17 protein-coding genes and 1 other annotated feature are annotated in these 15,649 nt (G+C 47.8%); of the genes, 8 read left to right on the top strand and 9 right to left on the bottom strand.

The features are described 5' to 3' along the window. Window positions 1–33: 33 nt before the first annotated feature. On the bottom strand, window positions 34–1,392 hold the full coding sequence (locus tag CLOSYM_RS13805; RefSeq protein WP_009298442.1) for a YjiH family protein: 1,359 nt from the start codon (window positions 1,390–1,392) through the stop codon (window positions 34–36). A 411-nt stretch (window positions 1,393–1,803) separates the two neighbouring features. On the opposite strand from CLOSYM_RS13805, the gene CLOSYM_RS13800 reads away from it, so the two are divergent. After that, window positions 1,804–2,649: a pyridoxamine kinase gene (locus CLOSYM_RS13800; RefSeq protein ID WP_044902437.1), complete on the top strand. Its 846-nt coding sequence runs from the start codon at window positions 1,804–1,806 to the stop codon at window positions 2,647–2,649. A 68-nt stretch (window positions 2,650–2,717) separates the two neighbouring features. Next, window positions 2,718–3,140 (top strand): hypothetical protein, encoded by a 423-nt coding sequence (locus CLOSYM_RS13795; protein WP_021642572.1) that lies wholly within the window; start codon window positions 2,718–2,720, stop codon window positions 3,138–3,140. 156 nt (window positions 3,141–3,296) lie between these two features. On the opposite strand, the gene CLOSYM_RS13790 is transcribed toward CLOSYM_RS13795, so the two are convergent. From CLOSYM_RS13790 to CLOSYM_RS13780, 3 genes are read right to left on the bottom strand one after another with little or no spacing between them, the layout of a single operon-like run. Beyond that, complete coding sequence (locus tag CLOSYM_RS13790; RefSeq protein WP_021642571.1) at window positions 3,297–4,145, bottom strand: MurR/RpiR family transcriptional regulator; 849 nt, start codon at window positions 4,143–4,145, stop codon at window positions 3,297–3,299. 40 nt (window positions 4,146–4,185) lie between these two features. Then, window positions 4,186–4,560, bottom strand: coding sequence for a RidA family protein (locus tag CLOSYM_RS13785; protein ID WP_003505173.1), 375 nt, complete (start codon window positions 4,558–4,560; stop codon window positions 4,186–4,188). Next, complete coding sequence (locus tag CLOSYM_RS13780) at window positions 4,557–5,525, bottom strand: threonine ammonia-lyase (RefSeq protein WP_021642570.1); 969 nt, start codon at window positions 5,523–5,525, stop codon at window positions 4,557–4,559. The genes CLOSYM_RS13785 and CLOSYM_RS13780 overlap by 4 nt, the downstream gene beginning before the upstream one ends. A 241-nt stretch (window positions 5,526–5,766) precedes the next feature. Between CLOSYM_RS13780 and CLOSYM_RS13775 the strand changes: the two genes are divergently transcribed. After that, on the top strand, window positions 5,767–6,474 hold the full coding sequence (locus CLOSYM_RS13775; protein WP_021642569.1) for a DUF1847 domain-containing protein: 708 nt from the start codon (window positions 5,767–5,769) through the stop codon (window positions 6,472–6,474). Window positions 6,475–6,511: 37 nt separating this feature from the next. On the opposite strand, the gene amrS is transcribed toward CLOSYM_RS13775, so the two are convergent. The 3 genes from amrS to CLOSYM_RS13760 all read right to left on the bottom strand — a co-directional run bounded on the left by amrS (window position 6,512) and on the right by CLOSYM_RS13760 (window position 10,946). Then, window positions 6,512–7,354 (bottom strand): AmmeMemoRadiSam system radical SAM enzyme, encoded by an 843-nt coding sequence (gene amrS, locus CLOSYM_RS13770; RefSeq protein WP_044902436.1) that lies wholly within the window; start codon window positions 7,352–7,354, stop codon window positions 6,512–6,514. Then, window positions 7,351–8,649 carry an AmmeMemoRadiSam system protein A gene (gene amrA / locus CLOSYM_RS13765; RefSeq protein WP_021642567.1) on the bottom strand — a complete coding sequence of 433 codons (1,299 nt, stop codon included), beginning with the start codon at window positions 8,647–8,649 and terminating at the stop codon, window positions 7,351–7,353. The genes amrS and amrA overlap by 4 nt, the downstream gene beginning before the upstream one ends. A gap of 299 nt (window positions 8,650–8,948) precedes the next feature. After that, window positions 8,949–10,946, bottom strand: coding sequence for a 2-isopropylmalate synthase (locus CLOSYM_RS13760; RefSeq protein ID WP_021642566.1), 1,998 nt, complete (start codon window positions 10,944–10,946; stop codon window positions 8,949–8,951). Window positions 10,947–11,076: 130 nt separating this feature from the next. Beyond that, window positions 11,077–11,328: a binding site (T-box leader), on the bottom strand. 308 nt (window positions 11,329–11,636) lie between these two features. On the opposite strand from CLOSYM_RS13760, the gene CLOSYM_RS13755 reads away from it, so the two are divergent. The 4 genes from CLOSYM_RS13755 to CLOSYM_RS13740 all read left to right on the top strand — a co-directional run bounded on the left by CLOSYM_RS13755 (window position 11,637) and on the right by CLOSYM_RS13740 (window position 14,035). After that, the gene (locus CLOSYM_RS13755) at window positions 11,637–11,915 is read left to right on the top strand and encodes an autorepressor SdpR family transcription factor (protein WP_003505164.1); all 279 of its coding nucleotides are present in this window, start codon (window positions 11,637–11,639) and stop codon (window positions 11,913–11,915) included. After that, entirely contained in the window at window positions 11,905–12,558 is a 654-nt protein-coding gene (locus CLOSYM_RS13750) for an SdpI family protein (protein ID WP_003510244.1), read from the top strand. Before CLOSYM_RS13755 ends, CLOSYM_RS13750 begins: the two co-directional genes overlap by 11 nt. A gap of 279 nt (window positions 12,559–12,837) precedes the next feature. After that, window positions 12,838–13,218 carry a Fur family transcriptional regulator gene (locus CLOSYM_RS13745; RefSeq protein ID WP_003505161.1) on the top strand — a complete coding sequence of 127 codons (381 nt, stop codon included), beginning with the start codon at window positions 12,838–12,840 and terminating at the stop codon, window positions 13,216–13,218. Window positions 13,219–13,468: 250 nt separating this feature from the next. Beyond that, complete coding sequence (locus tag CLOSYM_RS13740) at window positions 13,469–14,035, top strand: 6-pyruvoyl trahydropterin synthase family protein (protein WP_003505159.1); 567 nt, start codon at window positions 13,469–13,471, stop codon at window positions 14,033–14,035. Between the two features lie 258 nt (window positions 14,036–14,293). On the opposite strand, the gene CLOSYM_RS13735 is transcribed toward CLOSYM_RS13740, so the two are convergent. Both CLOSYM_RS13735 and CLOSYM_RS13730 read right to left on the bottom strand, forming a co-directional pair. Further along, window positions 14,294–14,878: a DUF1062 domain-containing protein gene (locus CLOSYM_RS13735; protein WP_021642565.1), complete on the bottom strand. Its 585-nt coding sequence runs from the start codon at window positions 14,876–14,878 to the stop codon at window positions 14,294–14,296. A 138-nt stretch (window positions 14,879–15,016) separates the two neighbouring features. Then, window positions 15,017–15,346 carry a CD3324 family protein gene (locus CLOSYM_RS13730; protein ID WP_044902435.1) on the bottom strand — a complete coding sequence of 110 codons (330 nt, stop codon included), beginning with the start codon at window positions 15,344–15,346 and terminating at the stop codon, window positions 15,017–15,019. 219 nt (window positions 15,347–15,565) lie between these two features. On the opposite strand from CLOSYM_RS13730, the gene CLOSYM_RS24280 reads away from it, so the two are divergent. Continuing rightward, window positions 15,566–15,649: DUF6783 domain-containing protein (locus CLOSYM_RS24280; RefSeq protein WP_416985214.1), on the top strand; the 84-nt coding region annotated here is incomplete at its 3' end.

Here is a 15,649-nt window from a genome sequence, read left to right as displayed (position 1 = left end):
TTTTAATATTTCACCGGGTGTTACCCGGCAGGCCTACATTCCAAATACAATATGGGTCACGATAGCCACCAGCGGAATTAACAGGACGGTCCTTTCCAGGAAAATCACTACCAAATCCGCAAAATTAACGGGGATTGCCGAATCCAGCATTGCATTTGCGCTTTCCGTAAAAAAGATAACCTGGCAGGTGGAGAGAACCACGATGTAAAACCCTGCCATAACCGACACTCCGGTTCCGCTGATTAAAGTAGCCGGGAGTGACATTGCCACAAACGCCGCAATGGCGGAAGGCGCGATTGTCTGTGCATCCGGTATCCGCAGCAGCTCCAGAACCGGCCGGATCGGTATCCCGAGCCATGTTATGACAGGCGTGTAATTTGCCAATACGAGACAGATAATCGACAGTGAAATAACATAAGAAACCACCTTGCAGCCAAAAATCATCGATGACGTAAATGCATTTATAAAAGCCTGCGGCTTCGTGTTTCCGGCCTTCTCAAGCGCCGTCCGGTATGCCTGTACAAAAATTTCCGTACTGAATTTCTGCGGTTTTCTCTGTTCCTGTGTTTGGGCAGAGCCGTTATAAAAAGTATCGCCTTTTCTGGAAATGGGCGGAATCCGTATCATAATGGCGGCAACGACGAATGCCAGAAGCAGGCTGCACAAAATAATAACGGAATAATAATCCTCACAACCGGCCAGGCCGCTTAAAAACGCGTAGGCGCCCAGACTGACGAAGCTGAAGCTGGTCGTAATGGACACCGACTCTTTCGCCGTATAAACATTGCCTTTATAGAGGTTGCTTGTAACCATTACCCCAACCGCCGGTGAGCAGACAAATGAAGTCAGGGCATCCACCGATGCTTTTCCCGGCAATTTGAATACCACCCTCATAACCGGCTCCAAAATTGTTCCAAAAAATTCCAACAGCCCGTATTCCAACAATGTAGTTACGAAAAAGCCGGAAACTACAATGGCAAAGAATACGTCGCGCGCTATTTTCAGCGAACTGGTTCCCACTGCCGGATCCAGAATACAGGCGGGGCCAATTTCAAAAACAACCATCACGCCGAATATTGCGGCCAGAAGATAACAGATTGAATTAAATACGCCGATATTGGCAAAGTATTCTTTTATAATGGAGGGAGGATTGGAAGTCCGCCCCCAGATGCTGCACGCCAGCACCAGCAGTGAAATAACCATAACCAGGACATACCCGGCCGGCAGTCCCAGAGCCGCCTTCGCATTATCGATTAGGTGAATTAACGGCACCTTGCTGACTCCGCCTATACTCACGTTGATAAAGAAGAAAAACACCCCAAACACACTGAACACCAGAAACTTTAGCAGCGCACCGTTTGATGATTTACCCGTCGCGGCTGTCTTTTCCATATAAATATCCTCCTTTTTCCTGACCCTCTTATTCCTGAATATGCACATTAGTAATCGTTCGGCCAAACTCTAATCATTTATTCAGGAGTACCTTCTCTGCAAGCTTGCTTTCCTTTGTCATGCTACCATCTTATCACCCCTCCGTTTTTTTTCCGTCACCTTGCAGGCCTCCCCTCCGTCATTTTTCAAAATATTTTAATGTTTTTTGTAATTATACAAATAATAAAGTGATGGTTTTATTATTATCCATCACTTGCACTTCTTCTGCGTTCAACTGTCCCCTTTATTATTTCTAATTCTGGTTATTTTAAATCAGTCCAGTTTTTGTTATAGTGCTGGTTATAAGAGCTGGAAACGATGTTTCTTCCGCTTCCGTCGTACACAATTAAGAATGAATCAGGAGGTTTGCCTATGAAACGAATTGTTACACTTCAGGATATATCCTGTGTCGGCCGCTGCTCCATCACAGTTGCCCTTCCCGTAATATCTGCCATGGGTGTGGAGTGCGGTATTCTCCCCACTGCGGTTTTATCCACCCACACCATGTTTAAGACTTTTACATGCAAAGATTTATCCGACCAGATTGGCCCTATTGCAGATGCATGGAAGCAGGAAAATATTACGTTTGACGCGGTTTACACCGGGTATCTTGCATCAGCCGAACAGTGCTCGCAAGTATGCGCTTTCTTCGACTGTTTTTATGACGGTAATAATCTGATACTGGTGGATCCGGCTATGGCGGATAACGGCTCGCTCTATCCGGCCTTTGATGAAAGCTTTCCGGCTGAGATGGCAAAGGTCTGCGCTAAAGCAGACCTTATTCTTCCGAATATAACGGAAGCATGCCTGCTTACCGGAACGCCTTATAAGACGTCCTATGATGAAAGCTATATCCATGAGCTGCTTAAGAAACTGCTGGCGCTGGGCTGCCATACCGCAGCCCTGACCGGAGTCAGTTATGAGAAGGGCCGCCTCGGAGTCGTTTCCCTTGATCGAAACGGTGATACATTCTCCTATTTTACCCGTCACTGTCCGCAGAGTTATCACGGCACGGGAGATTTATACTCATCAACTGTTCTGGGCGGCCTGATGAGGGGATTAAGCCTTGGGAATGCCCTCTCCCTCGCGGCTGATTTCGTTGTGGCCTGCATCGAAGCCACTGCCTCCGCTGAAAATGCGAGATGGTATGCAGTGGAATTTGAGTCCCAGATTCCGTTGCTTTGCGAGATGCTGGATCAGCGGTTAAAAAATAATTAAAAGAAGTTGAAACTTTTTTCCTCCTCTCTCCGTCTAACCTCTGAATACAAAAAGAGGAGGAAATAATCATGAAAAAAAGTAAATTAATTATCGTATCAATTCTGGCAATAGCCGCCTTATCGACTGCAACTGCCTGCGCGGGTAAAAAAAACGAAACGCCTAAGACGCCTGTAGCCGCATCGGCAGAAACAACTGCCGCTTCCACAGAAAAAGAGGAAACTGCCGCAGAGCAGACGGAAGCCGGGGACGAAGCAAAGGATGCCGAATCTAAAAAGAGCGGACAGATGACAGGTGTGCTGGAAGAGAATAAGGGCTTCATCTTTACTATCATTTCCGATGATGACGGGGAATCCTATGTTTTTTCTCTGGATGACGAAAAGAGCCTGGACGGTATAAAAGACGGAGATAAAATTATCGTTTCCTATGAAGGCGGGGATCCGGCCGACAGAGATTCCGACTGCGTGGTTACTAAGGTTGAGAAGGCTAAATAAAATTAATATTTTCCCACGGATATTATAAGCCTGTATCTCAAACCTGAATAACATAAAGGCCGGGAGCCTGAAAAGTTTATTTTCAGACTCCCGGCCGTTTTTCTGCGTGGTTATGCTTATCTGCAGGCCAATTCAGCTGTGTTACGTGCGGCAAGATTAATAAAGACCTGTTTTCGTCATATATTCATCCAGCTTCTCAAGTCTTCTCCGGCCTTTTTCCCCGCTCAGCTTCCCAACCAGCGTCACGATGATTTCCATCGAAAGCGCCAGGGAACTTATGGAGTTTGCAAAGCTGAAGGAATCCACCTGGTTCACCACCGTAATTCCGGCACCTTTAGCGACAGGAGAAGAAACACTGTCTGTGAATGCAATGACAGGACACCCGGCCCTGCGGGCCATCTCCGCCACGGTAAGCGCATGTCCCGAGTATCTGGGGAGGCTGAACAGTATCAGTACATCCCTCTCCCCCATGTCTATTGCCTCATCCTCAAATCCGTCTCTCCGGTTGACATTTCTGACATTCTCAAGAACATGGGATAAAACCGCTGTAAAGTAATCGGCCAGGCCTGCCGTATTTCTAAAGCCCGCAATATATTTTTTTTCTGCCCCAATGAGCATCCCGGCAATTCTCAGATACTTATCATCACCGTTTGCCACCTGATCGCATGCGGCCCGGCTGGCGTGCTGTCTTCGAACCGCATCCGGTATCTCTTCCACCGCCAGGCAGTCGGCATTTTTAATCTTCTCATAGGGAAGCTCCGAACGGCTCAGCGCCTGCTTTACCGACAGAGCCTCCTCCTGGAGGAAACGGCGGAAACTTTTTAAACTATCAAAGCCCAGCGTCCTGGCAAGCCGGATTACGGTAGTGTCTCCCACCCCCGCTGCTTCGGCCAGTTCTGCCCCGGTCATCACGGCAGCCTCTTCCCTGTGTCGAAGCACATAATCAAAAATCATCTGTTCTTTTTTGGATAAATTTACTGTCCCCGCCATTTCTTCCAGCTTCATCTAATCTCCTGCCCCGGCTGTTTATACCGGCCGTCCTGTCTTATTCATGCACCTCTGCCGTCGCCTCCAGCTCCAACAGACAGCCTTTGTTCAGCCGGCCCACCGGAAGGACGATCCTGGCCGGTTTATGTTCCCCAAAGAACTCACTGTAGACCTTGTTCACATCGCCCCAGTAATCCATCGAACTGACATAAATCCGGCACATCACGACATCCTCTTTTTCACAGCCGGCCGCTTTCAGGACGCTTTCCATCTTGGCCAGAGCCATCTTTGTCTCGGCTTCAATGCCCCCCACAGCCGGAAGGCCGGTTGCCGGATCGGCCGACGTCTGACCTGATATGTAGAGTACCCCATTGCTGATCATTCCCGGTGTGTAGTGGCCCGACGGGCTGTTCTCGTTGAAAACCTGTTTCATTCTAATTCTACCTCCTCAAGTTTTTTTATCTGATCCAGTCCCACATTGCCGCCTGAGACAACAAAGCAGACTTTATCCGATTTCTTCACGTTCCATTTCTGAAGCTCTCCCTGAACTGCCGCGCCGATTCCAATGCAGGAAGACGGCTCTGCCAGAATTTTCCCTTCCATTAAGAGGAGCTTCATCGCTTTCAGCATCGATTCATCTTTAACACCCACGAAACCTTCCACATTACCGGTAACTATCGGGTAATTCCGTTCCCCCGGTTTTTGCGTCAGGAGCGCGTCGGCAACTGATTTCTGTTCTTCCAGATTTACTCTCTCACCTGCCTCCACACTCATTGCATATCGGCGGAGGACATACGGCTCCGCACCGATTACCTGAGCCTTTGGAATCTGTGATTTAACCGCCACAGACACGCCGCCAATCAGCCCCCCTCCTCCTATCGGCACCACCACATAATTTACATCCGGAAGCTGTTCTGCAATCTCAAGTCCCAGAGTTCCCTGTCCGGCTATAATCTGATAATCGTCATATGGATGGATAATCGTGTAGCCATACCGTTCGCTGAGCTGTCCGGCAATGATGTGGCGCTCACTCAGCTTACACTGAACCACCTCAGCACCCAGCTTCCTGATGCCGTCCACCTTCACCTGGGGAGCATTATCCGGTATGACTATCGTCGCCTTCACACCGAGAAGCTTTGCGGCAAAAGCCACGCCCTTTCCATGGTTGCCTGAGGATGCCGCAACTACGCCATTCTCCAGCTCCTCTTTCGGCATGGAGAGCATCTTGTTTAACGCGCCTCTGATTTTAAATGAATTAGTCCGCTGCATGCACTCCGGTTTGATATAAACCCGGCATCCCAGAATATCATCGAGATTCTGCAAGTGAAGTACCGGAGTCTGATAGATGTATGGTGCCAGCCGTTCTCTGGCCTCCATAATATCCTGTTTTCCAAACATTTTCTCTGCTCCTTTCGATTGACACGAAATAAATATAAAAATTCATTTTATATTCTAATGGATATTTTTATTTTAATCCATTTGAAAAATCCTGTCAATCGATACCTGAGCCTCCTATTATAAAAGCGGTTTATGGCAAAGCACGAAATGGCCGGGCGCCAAACAATAGCTTTATTTGACATCCTCCTCCGCTGATTATATACTGAAAAAAAAGCCCGTACCGGGCCAAAGGAGGATTTCGATGGGAAATACACAAAAGCAAAATGAACCGGCAGACAAAGCGCAGTGTCCGGAACAGAGCACAGTCCCAAAAAACAGCGGACAGATATACACCTGTACGGACTGCGGACTGACCGGCTGCCGGAAAGAGGACGGAAACTACCCGCCCTTCTGTTTAACGATGCAGACGGAAAGCGGCGAACTGGATGAAATTGCCGCCCTCTACGCATCTGATTCAATCGACGGAACGATTGCAAGAGCCTCGGCCAAAATTGAGGGAAACTATTACTGCAGAAAGACAAGAGTCGAGGAGACGGTGCTGTTCATCAAGGCCATCGGGGCAAAACGCGTGGGAATTGCAACCTGTGCAGGCCTGATTAACGAAGCCAAAACCTTTTCCAAAATACTCAAGAAAAACGGTATCGACCATGTCAGCGTGATATGTAAGGTGGGCAGCCGGGACAAGACAGAGATGGGGCTGCCCGAGGAAGATAAGATAAAACCGGGCACCTTTGAGCCGATGTGCAATCCGGTCCTGCAGGCCAGATATCTCAACCGGGCAGGTACCGACTTAAACATCGTAATCGGACTTTGTGTCGGCCATGACGCACTGTTTAACAAACATTCCGAAGCGCCTGTCACCACCCTGATAGCAAAAGACCGTGTGCTCGGGCATAACCCGGTGGCAGCGCTTTACTGCCACTATTATGATAAATTGTATAAACCGTAAGCAGCCGTTCAAGAAAGGGCAATTACGCCTTTAAACCTCAGCAATTGCCGACACGCACATATTCCAGATGATTCCGGGCGGCACCGGCCAGCCGAAGCAGCAGCTCCGGACTCGTAGCCTCCCGGTCCGTCATCTTATAGCGAGGAAAAAAGCGGTTCAGATGAAGAGGGATATCCCTCCTGACCGATGCAATCCACTCAGCCATTTCCTCTATTTCCCTTTCGGTATCGTTAAGCCCCGGTATGATTAGGGTTGTAATTTCCACATGGCTTTTTCCCGAAGCCCGGACAATGAACCGTTTCACATCCTCCAGTTCCCCATGCACCATTCTGTAAAAATTATCGGTAAACCCTTTTAAATCGATATTGAAAGCGTCGATCCAGGGCAAAACCTCATCAAGGACCTCCAGAGAAACCGAGCCGTTCGTGATCACCACATTTTTCAATCCCATTTCCCTGGCAGGGATTGCACAGTCCCTCACATATTCATAATTGATAAGAGGCTCATTGTACGTATATGCAATCCCGATATTTCCCCTGTTTACGTATTCCGCCGCCATTTTCACCGCCTCCCCCGGACTGAGATGGTATATCGGAAGCAGCCCGTCAATAATTTCTCGTTCGCCTGCCATGGAAATTTCATGATTCTGGCAGAAAGGGCAGGCAAAATTACATCCATAGCTCCCAACCGATAAAATACGGCTGCCGGGATAGAAGTAATTAAGCGGTTTCTTTTCAATCGGATCAAGAGCAAGTGAAGTCACTTTTCCGTAGGCGTTACTGGTAATTATTCCGTCCCTGTTAACTCTTACTTTACAAAATCCGGTCTGCCCCTCTTCCAGTGCACACCGGCCCGCACATACCCTGCAAACAGTTTTCAATAATGTCTCACCACCTCAAAACGTTCCGTCTCATACGCTTCATCCTCGTCAATACCTGCCTTTCGGAGCGCGATGGATATTTGCTGTTCCACCGTGTCAATTCCCTCAAGGTTCGGCAGCAGCAGGCCTCTGCGACGTCCATGGCTGACGATGACCCCGTATTTTTTCACATCCAATTCCTCGTCCGAATGAACCGTTTCCGGTTCTCCCAGAACATCAACCGTACAGATAATCTGCCCCAGTTCTCCTTTTTCCACCTGCGGAAATCTGGGATCGTATATCCCAGAACTGACTGCATTGCGTATAATTTCACCGGCTATATTCTTACAGGTTCCCTGTATGGTTCCGATGCAGCCTCTCAGCTCCCCGTCCTTCTTCAAAGACACAAAAACCCCGGCCTGTCTGTTTATCATCACGTCCGGCAGATGCTCCGGGACAGGCATCTCCCTTCCCGTATCCAGGTAATATGCCAGGGACTCCCTGGCCAGAGCCACATAGGCATCCCGGAAAGAAGCCACCGCGTATCCGACTCCAAATGGTCCCTCATAGGACAGCAGACGGGAACGCAGTACCTTTCCATCCAGGCACCCCGCCATAATACAGAAAGCCCGGTGCCCGCACTCACCCGCATTTTTGCAAAATTCTTCCGAAAACCCGATCAGCTTTTGAAGATTGCCTCCGGCCATCACTTCCGTCACCCTTTTATCGTATTCCGGCCCTTCCTTCGTGTACTCGTAGGGTCCGCTGTCCATCAGGCAATGGGAAAGATCACCACTGGCGATAACTGCGATTCTGCGATCAAGCCTGTCCGCCGCCTCAGCGATACACTGTCCAAGCCTGAAATGCTCATTAAAGGACTGTCCGGAGAGTCCAATCCGCACCAGTTTAAAATCTGCAAGCTCTCTTCTCAGAAAATAAAGAGGTATCATCGTGGCATGATCAAGCTCACGCCCTCTCCCGCCTTCTGTTCCCGCCGCAATTCCCCAATCCTCCGCAAGACCGCACAGCTCGGAGACAAACTCCGTGTCATAAACTCCGCCTATCTGAAGCTCAGGATATCCGTAAAGTCCGAAATCCCCCTTCGCCCGCGTTCCCGGAGAAATATGAAAATAATCCTGGTACATAACGGAATGCGGTGAAAGTATTATCACTGTTTCCGGCTCCATCAAAGCCGCCTCTTTTGCAATTTCCCGATAGGAATCAATTGTCTTCTGGATTTTCCGTTCTTCCCCTCTTCCTATTTCAGGTAAAATCAGGGGTGGATGTGGAACGATAAAAGCTCCCGCAACTGCCATACAGTTACCTCCCTTCGTTATATTATCAATCCGCGCAGCAGTTCACGTTGTCTGAACTGTTATATATCCGCCTGTCCTATATAAATTCATTATAAGTTCTTTTTGCACACTATACAATAGCTTCCGCTACTGCCTCCAGTAAAAAGGGCCTCCCATGATTTTTGAATTTAATCATGGGAGGCCCTTTTTACTGTTTCCCGGCATTCATGCGCTGTTACTATTCACGGCCCTGCTGAAAAGCGCGGCTCCGCGAACAGTAACCATGCGCTTCATAACCCGGAAAATTTCTCTCTGTTTTTCTATCTGTTCTGCGACCGGTACTGCCCCGGTGTCATGTTATACGTCTTTTTAAACAGCCTGTTAAAATGCTCCACCGTCTCATATCCAACTGTTTCCGCAATGGACTCCACTGTCTGGTTTGATTCCTTGAGCATCTTCCTGGCCCGTTTAAGCCTGGCTTTCTTGACCGCCTCCTGGAAAGTCATACCTGATTTCTGCCTGATATATCTGGAAAGATAAGGTTTAGACAGGTTGAAGCTCTCGGCCAAATCCTCCAGCGTCACATCATAATAGTGGTTCTGCACATATTTCATGATATCGACAATTCTCTCTTCCCTGCCCTCCTTCACATTCTGGCTGGCCGCCAGTTTGTTGGCTGCCGATACCAGTGCTTCAATGGAGCTCGCCATGATATCTTCGTCGATTCCAACGCCCCAGAACATATTGCCCTGGTTCATGATGCCGACATAGGCGGCCGCCTTTGAGGAAGACCCTCTTGACACCGCATGTTCTTCGTAGACATTCAGCTCATAGGTGATGCCAAAGTAAAGCTTGATTGCATTGCTGACCGCATCGAGGCGTCCGTTGCCTGTCGTCTCAATTACGCGTCTTTCCTTATTCTGTTCTATTGTTACCTGGGCCGCAATACCGTCCTCCGCCTGTTTAAAGCTGTAGTCCGCAATATGAAATACGCTGCGCGGGCAGACATAGTGATCCTCGAAAATCTGGTAAATCTCTCCCGGGGCCAGTTCCTGATGTTTCCTGTCGGAGACGCCTTTCACCAGATAACCCACTTCTTCTCTCATCTTATCCGGCACATCGATTCCGAAATTCTGTTTCAGTATAAAGGCAACGCCGCCCTTTCCGGACTGGCTGTTGATACGGATTACATCCGACTCATACTCACGGCCCACGTCCGCCGGATCGATGGGCAGATAGGGAACATCCCACCGTTCCCCGCTCTTACCTTCCTCCCTCCAGGCCATGCCTTTGGAAATAGCATCCTGATGGGAGCCGGAAAAGGCGGTAAATACCAAATCACCCGCATAAGGAGTTCTCTCATGTACCTTCATGCCTGTGAGAATCTCATATGTCTCTCTTATTTTGGATATGCGGCTGAAATCAAGTCCCGGTTCCACACCATGACAGAACATATTCATTGCAACTGTGACCAGATCCACATTACCGGTTCTCTCTCCGTTTCCAAAGAGCGTGCCCTCCACCCGGTCGGCTCCGGCCAGCACGCCCATCTCGGCATCACTGATTCCGCATCCTCTGTCATTGTGGGGATGAACGCTGATAAGCACGCTGTCCCTGTATTTCAGGTTCTTGTGAATGTACTCAATTTGAGTGGCGAATACATGAGGCATTGCAATCTGGACCGTGGTCGGTATGTTGATAATCACCTTTCGGTCAGGTGACGGTTTCCAGATATCAAGCACGGCATTGCACACCTCTACCGCATAGTCAACCTCTGTTCCCGGAAAGCTTTCCGGGCTGTATTCAAATGTAAAATTCCCCTCTGTCTCATCGGCAAGGCTCTTTAACAGCACGGCGCCGTCAACCGCAATTTTCTTGACCTCTTCCTTATCCTTCTTAAATACCTGCTCCCGCTGTGCAACGGAAGTGGAATTGTAGAGATGGACGATGGCATGCGGCGCCCCTTTTACCGCCTCGAACGTTTTCTTAATGATATGCTCCCTCGCCTGGGTCAGCACCTGAATCGTTACGTCGTCCGGAATCATGTTCCGTTCAATAAGCGCCCTGATAAACTGGTATTCCGTATCGGAGGCAGCCGGAAATCCCACTTCGATTTCTTTAAACCCGATCTCTATCAGCATCTTGAAATATTCCAGCTTCTCACTCAGTCCCATCGGTTCCACGAGGGCCTGGTTTCCGTCGCGCAAATCCACGCTGCACCAGATCGGCGCTTTATCAATATAATCCTTCGTCACCCAGTCGTAGGTCACGACCGGAGGCATAAAATAAGATTTTCCATATTTTACTTCTGCATTCATTTTCGGTTCCTCCCTGTTTTGTTAATGAAATCCCGCCCGCGGGATTCTCCTCGGAGCGGTTTTTATTTAACAGGAGGACGTTCCTGTTAAATAAAAAAATCTCCATAAAAATGCCTGTCTGAGACATTTTTATAGAGACGCAATGTAATCATTTACGCGGTACCACTCTATTTCACGGCGGATACGCCATGCACTTACCGGCACTGTCATGCCATTCCCCTTTTTACGGCGGGAGCTCCGTCCGTACCTACCCAATCTTTAAAAGACCTTCAGCCGGCCGCTCTGAGGCCAGTTCACTGCACTTTCCCGGCTGCCTCGCACCATCCGGCAGCTCTCTGTATTTTCCGTAAGAACAATTACTCTTCCTCTTCTTCGCTTTATTCTATTCAGTTTTAACTTTCTTTGTAAATGGTAACATACTTTTCTCCGCCCCACAAGGTACGATTTTAATCAATTTTGTTGACTTATTTTATCCTTTTTTATTTTTAAGAACACTCTCTGCGTATATTTGAAAGCCGACCGGTCAGTTTCACAGTTGGAATATACAGGTAATACTAATTTGAGCTGTTATGTTGACAATGACAATATCTTGTGATATTCTTTAGGAACAATACATTTAGATAATTTTCTAAACGTCTAAATGTTTTGATACAGTGAACCGAATTACCACAAAACAGAAGGGAGGCTGCCATGGCTTTCGGAGATACCTTTAAAGCGCTATCCGATCCTACCAGGAGGGAAATTCTCAACCTGCTGAAGGACGGCCCGATGGCTGCCGGTGACATTGTAGAGCATTTCAAGATGACGGGGGCAACCATTTCCCACCATCTGTCTATCCTGAAATCCGCCGGCCTGATTGACGACGAAAAAAATGGGAAATATATCTACTATTCTCTCAACACGACCGTTATGGATGATATTATGAACTGGATTTTAACATTGAAAGGGGAGACATCCGATGAAAAGTAAGAAACTGAGAATTTTAAATTACACCCTGGCAGCCATCGGCATCCTTATAACTGCCGCCGTGTATTCGCGGCTGCCTGAACAGATTCCCACGAACTGGGGCTTTAACGGTACCGTCACCTACAGCCCGAAAAGCAGAATCTGGCTGTGCTGCGGACTGCTGCCTCTCATGGCATTCCTGTTTGATTATCTGCCGCAAATTGATCCGCGCAGAAGAAATTATGTGAAATTCAATGCCTACTATGACACCTTTTGTGTTTTCTTACAGGTTTTCCTGCTCATTATGCTGGGAATTACGCTGAGTGAATCTTTCTTCCCCGGCCATATCTCTGTTGGGAAAATTGTTACGCTGGCCATCGGAGTCCTGTTTATGTTTATAGGCAATATCATGCCGAAAATCAAGAGTAATTTTTACCTGGGAATCAAGACGCCCTGGACACTGTCCGATGAAGAAATCTGGCTGAGAACCCACCGTTTCGCAGGCAAAACCATGTTTGCCGCAGGAGCTGCCGCAGTGATTTTGGGCTGGTCCATAACTGACAGATGGAGCGGCTATGTCATTGTGGCAATGCTGCTAGCAAGCGCATTTGTCCCATGTCTTATGTCTTATATCTGGTGGCGCCAAAAATATGGAACCCCCGGCTGATGCCGGCCTGAGCAGACCGTGAAATATGGTCTGCTCTATTTTTATTTAACAGGAGAGTTCTCCTGTTAAATAAAAACCCCTCCGCGGAGGATGTTACTGTTCACACCCCGCCAAAAAGCGGCGTGCTGCGAACAATAACACGCTTCGCGTAACGCAACCGTGTGAACAGTAACCGGAGGATCGCACTCTGGAATTTTTTCTCATTTTTCTATTGACATTTTATTTTTATTGGGATATAATCTCATTAAGAACAAAATATTAATAGCAAGGACTTTAATCATGGTAAAACGTCAAACAATTCAATACGCTTTAGTTTCAGAAACAGTTAAGAAGATGAGGAAGCATGCAAGCGCAGATGAGATTTATAATGCCATTGCCAAAGATCACCCTACCATCGGCAGAGGGACGGTGTACCGTAATCTGCAGCGATTGTCTGAACTGGGTGAGATACGCAAAAGGGAAATCCCAGGAGGGGCCGACCGCTATGACTTCCTGTGCACCGACCATTATCACGTAGTATGCACAAAATGCGGACAGGTCTTTGATGTTGACATGGACTATATGAAGGATCTGGAGAAAACCATTAAAAATACCCATGGGTTTGAGTTTACAAGCCACGATATCATTTTTAAGGGCATCTGCCCGGACTGTAATAAATAATACCTATAAAACAATGGCCGTATATCGGAACAATTACATTGTCAATACATATAGGAGTATAGAAACCCTGCAAAGTTACAGTTCAGCCTTCGGCTAAACCGTAATAAATAATGCACAGAAACGGCAAAAAACGCCGTTTCGCGCCGCACAACTCGGGATTTTCGCAAAAAACAGCGAAAACACCTCGCGGAATACATCACGGCTGAACTGTTACCCCGCAAACACTACAATAAGAAAAGGAGAACAAACTATGAGAAGTATTACCACGTTAGACCTTCAATACGCACACAGATTCTTTGGATTCAAAGGAGAAGCACAGTATTTACACGGACACACAGGAATTCTTACTATTGAAGTAGAAGATTCTGTAGAACCCGGCGTTAATATGGTTTTCCCCTGTAACGAAATCCAGAAAACAGCCTGGGACGTTTTAAAGAACTTTGACCATGCTCTGATTCTGAGAGAGGACGATCCGCTGCTGCCTGCAATCCTCAAGGTTTATGAGGAACAGGGCATTAAAGACGGCGCACCGCACAATCAGATGAAGGGCCCGGCTTTTCACACTGACCTTGCAACTGCTTATCCGGAATGCCGGCTGGTTGTCACAAAAGAGACGATGACCGTTGAGGGCATGATCAAGATCGTATATGATCTGCTGAAGGACAAGCTTAACATTGCAAAAATCACCTTTTCAAGCGGTGTTAATAAAGCTTCGGAAGAGTTCCAGACAAAGAACCGGATCGACCGGTGCCCGTTGTGCGGCATCGCATTAAATGAAAACGGTATCTGCCCAAAATGCGGATATAAGAAACAGTAGTCGGATTTGATTTTAAACGCATCGGAGGTGCGGCAGGACCGGTTTAAGCCGGTTATGCCGCACCTCCATTTTCAGTCAGGATTTACTCCGTCGCCGGCACTTCTGTTTGCCAGTAATGCAGCGATTGTAATCAGAATAACCGCAATGCCTGTGACGAAAAACCACATATGCACTAAAAACAAGAGCCGACAGCCCTATAAACAAATCGGCGCAGATACAGACTGCCTTCCTGTTAAACCGGTCAATCCCGGGCCTGTGTCATTCATTTCTCGAGTAAAACAACTGCCCATCCCTCACCCGCATCCCCGGATCCACCATCCCGTTCCCGTCCCGGAGCAGTCCCCGGATGCACAGTTCTTTGACCCTGCTTCTGGAAATTCCCCATTGCCTTGCAAATAATGCATCAACCCTTATTTTTATGGCTCCCTCCAGAGAAATCTCCGTCTCATCCCATTCCTGTGTGAGACATACCTCCGAAAGCTTAGTTTCCCGGACCGTGTATTCCCCCGCATGCAACACCTGCTCCGCCCTGTTTGCTGCAAATACTTCACGGCTGCTGCCATATCTGGCCGCCAGCGCCGCATCATTGCTCAGAAATCCCATATATTCCCCGCTGTCCAGGTCCTTTGCCGCAATCCGCTCATAGACGGCCATGTTCCAGGAAGTCTCACAGCTTTCGCAGCGGTATATCAGCCATATATCCAGCAGGCTCCCGTTGGCGTTTACACGGAATTTTCCGCTGTTTTCATATTCCGTTTTTTTACCGCACTTCGGACATCTTCTCAGGACTGCCGGAAGCTCCTTTGGCACCACAAGCCACTTTATTCTGTGTTTTCGTGTCATTTCTAAGTTCCTCCGATGACAACCTTAACACAGCAGGCGCCGGAACTATACCTCCTTCTCACGCCAGAAATGACAATACGCCGAAGGAACCGTCCTGCGGCTGTGATTTCCCTGTGAGATCTAAAAACGGTGCATCCGTTAATCCGATGCACCGCTCTCATTACTCTGATGTATGCTTAAATTCTTATTCCTCTGTGCCAGCTTTTTTTCCTGAAGCACAATTCGCTGGATACTCTTCTCCGACAGACAAAACTGTTCCGCCAGCTCCTGTACCTTCATTCCCTGCCGGTATTTCTTATATATCTCTCTGTTTCTTGCCTGAATTTCTTTTCTGGCACTGGAAGTCTCACCCCAGCTTTTCCTGTTTTCCTCTTTTCTGGGGATATAAACGTATCCTCCGTCCATATAAGACTGAATTAATTCCACCAGCTCTTTCGGCAAGATCTCATTTGCTTTCTGATAGCGCATCGCCGCCTCCAAACTATTTTTCTGTCCGGATATAGCAAAGGCTACACAATTCATTTTCATTTACTGCATAAGCCCGTGCTATGCAGCTTTAATAAATTTCATCATAAAAATATGCCTCCTGATAATACCGTTTCGGTCTGTAACTATCCTCATATCTTGTCCCTGCTAATTGTATCATAAACATTAGATGCAAAAAACCTTATCTTTTCTACAGAAGTATTGTTGTCCTGTTTTAGAGCGTGTTTGAAAATTGCTTTCTGCCAGCTGTACGTCACACTTTGTGGGAGATTTGGCCCGAATGAG

The sequence above is a fragment of the [Clostridium] symbiosum ATCC 14940 genome (assembly GCF_000466485.1).
In the GTDB taxonomy this organism is placed as follows: Bacteria; Bacillota; Clostridia; order Lachnospirales; family Lachnospiraceae; genus Otoolea; species Otoolea symbiosa.
This window is presented reverse-complemented; position numbering and strand designations above follow the sequence as displayed.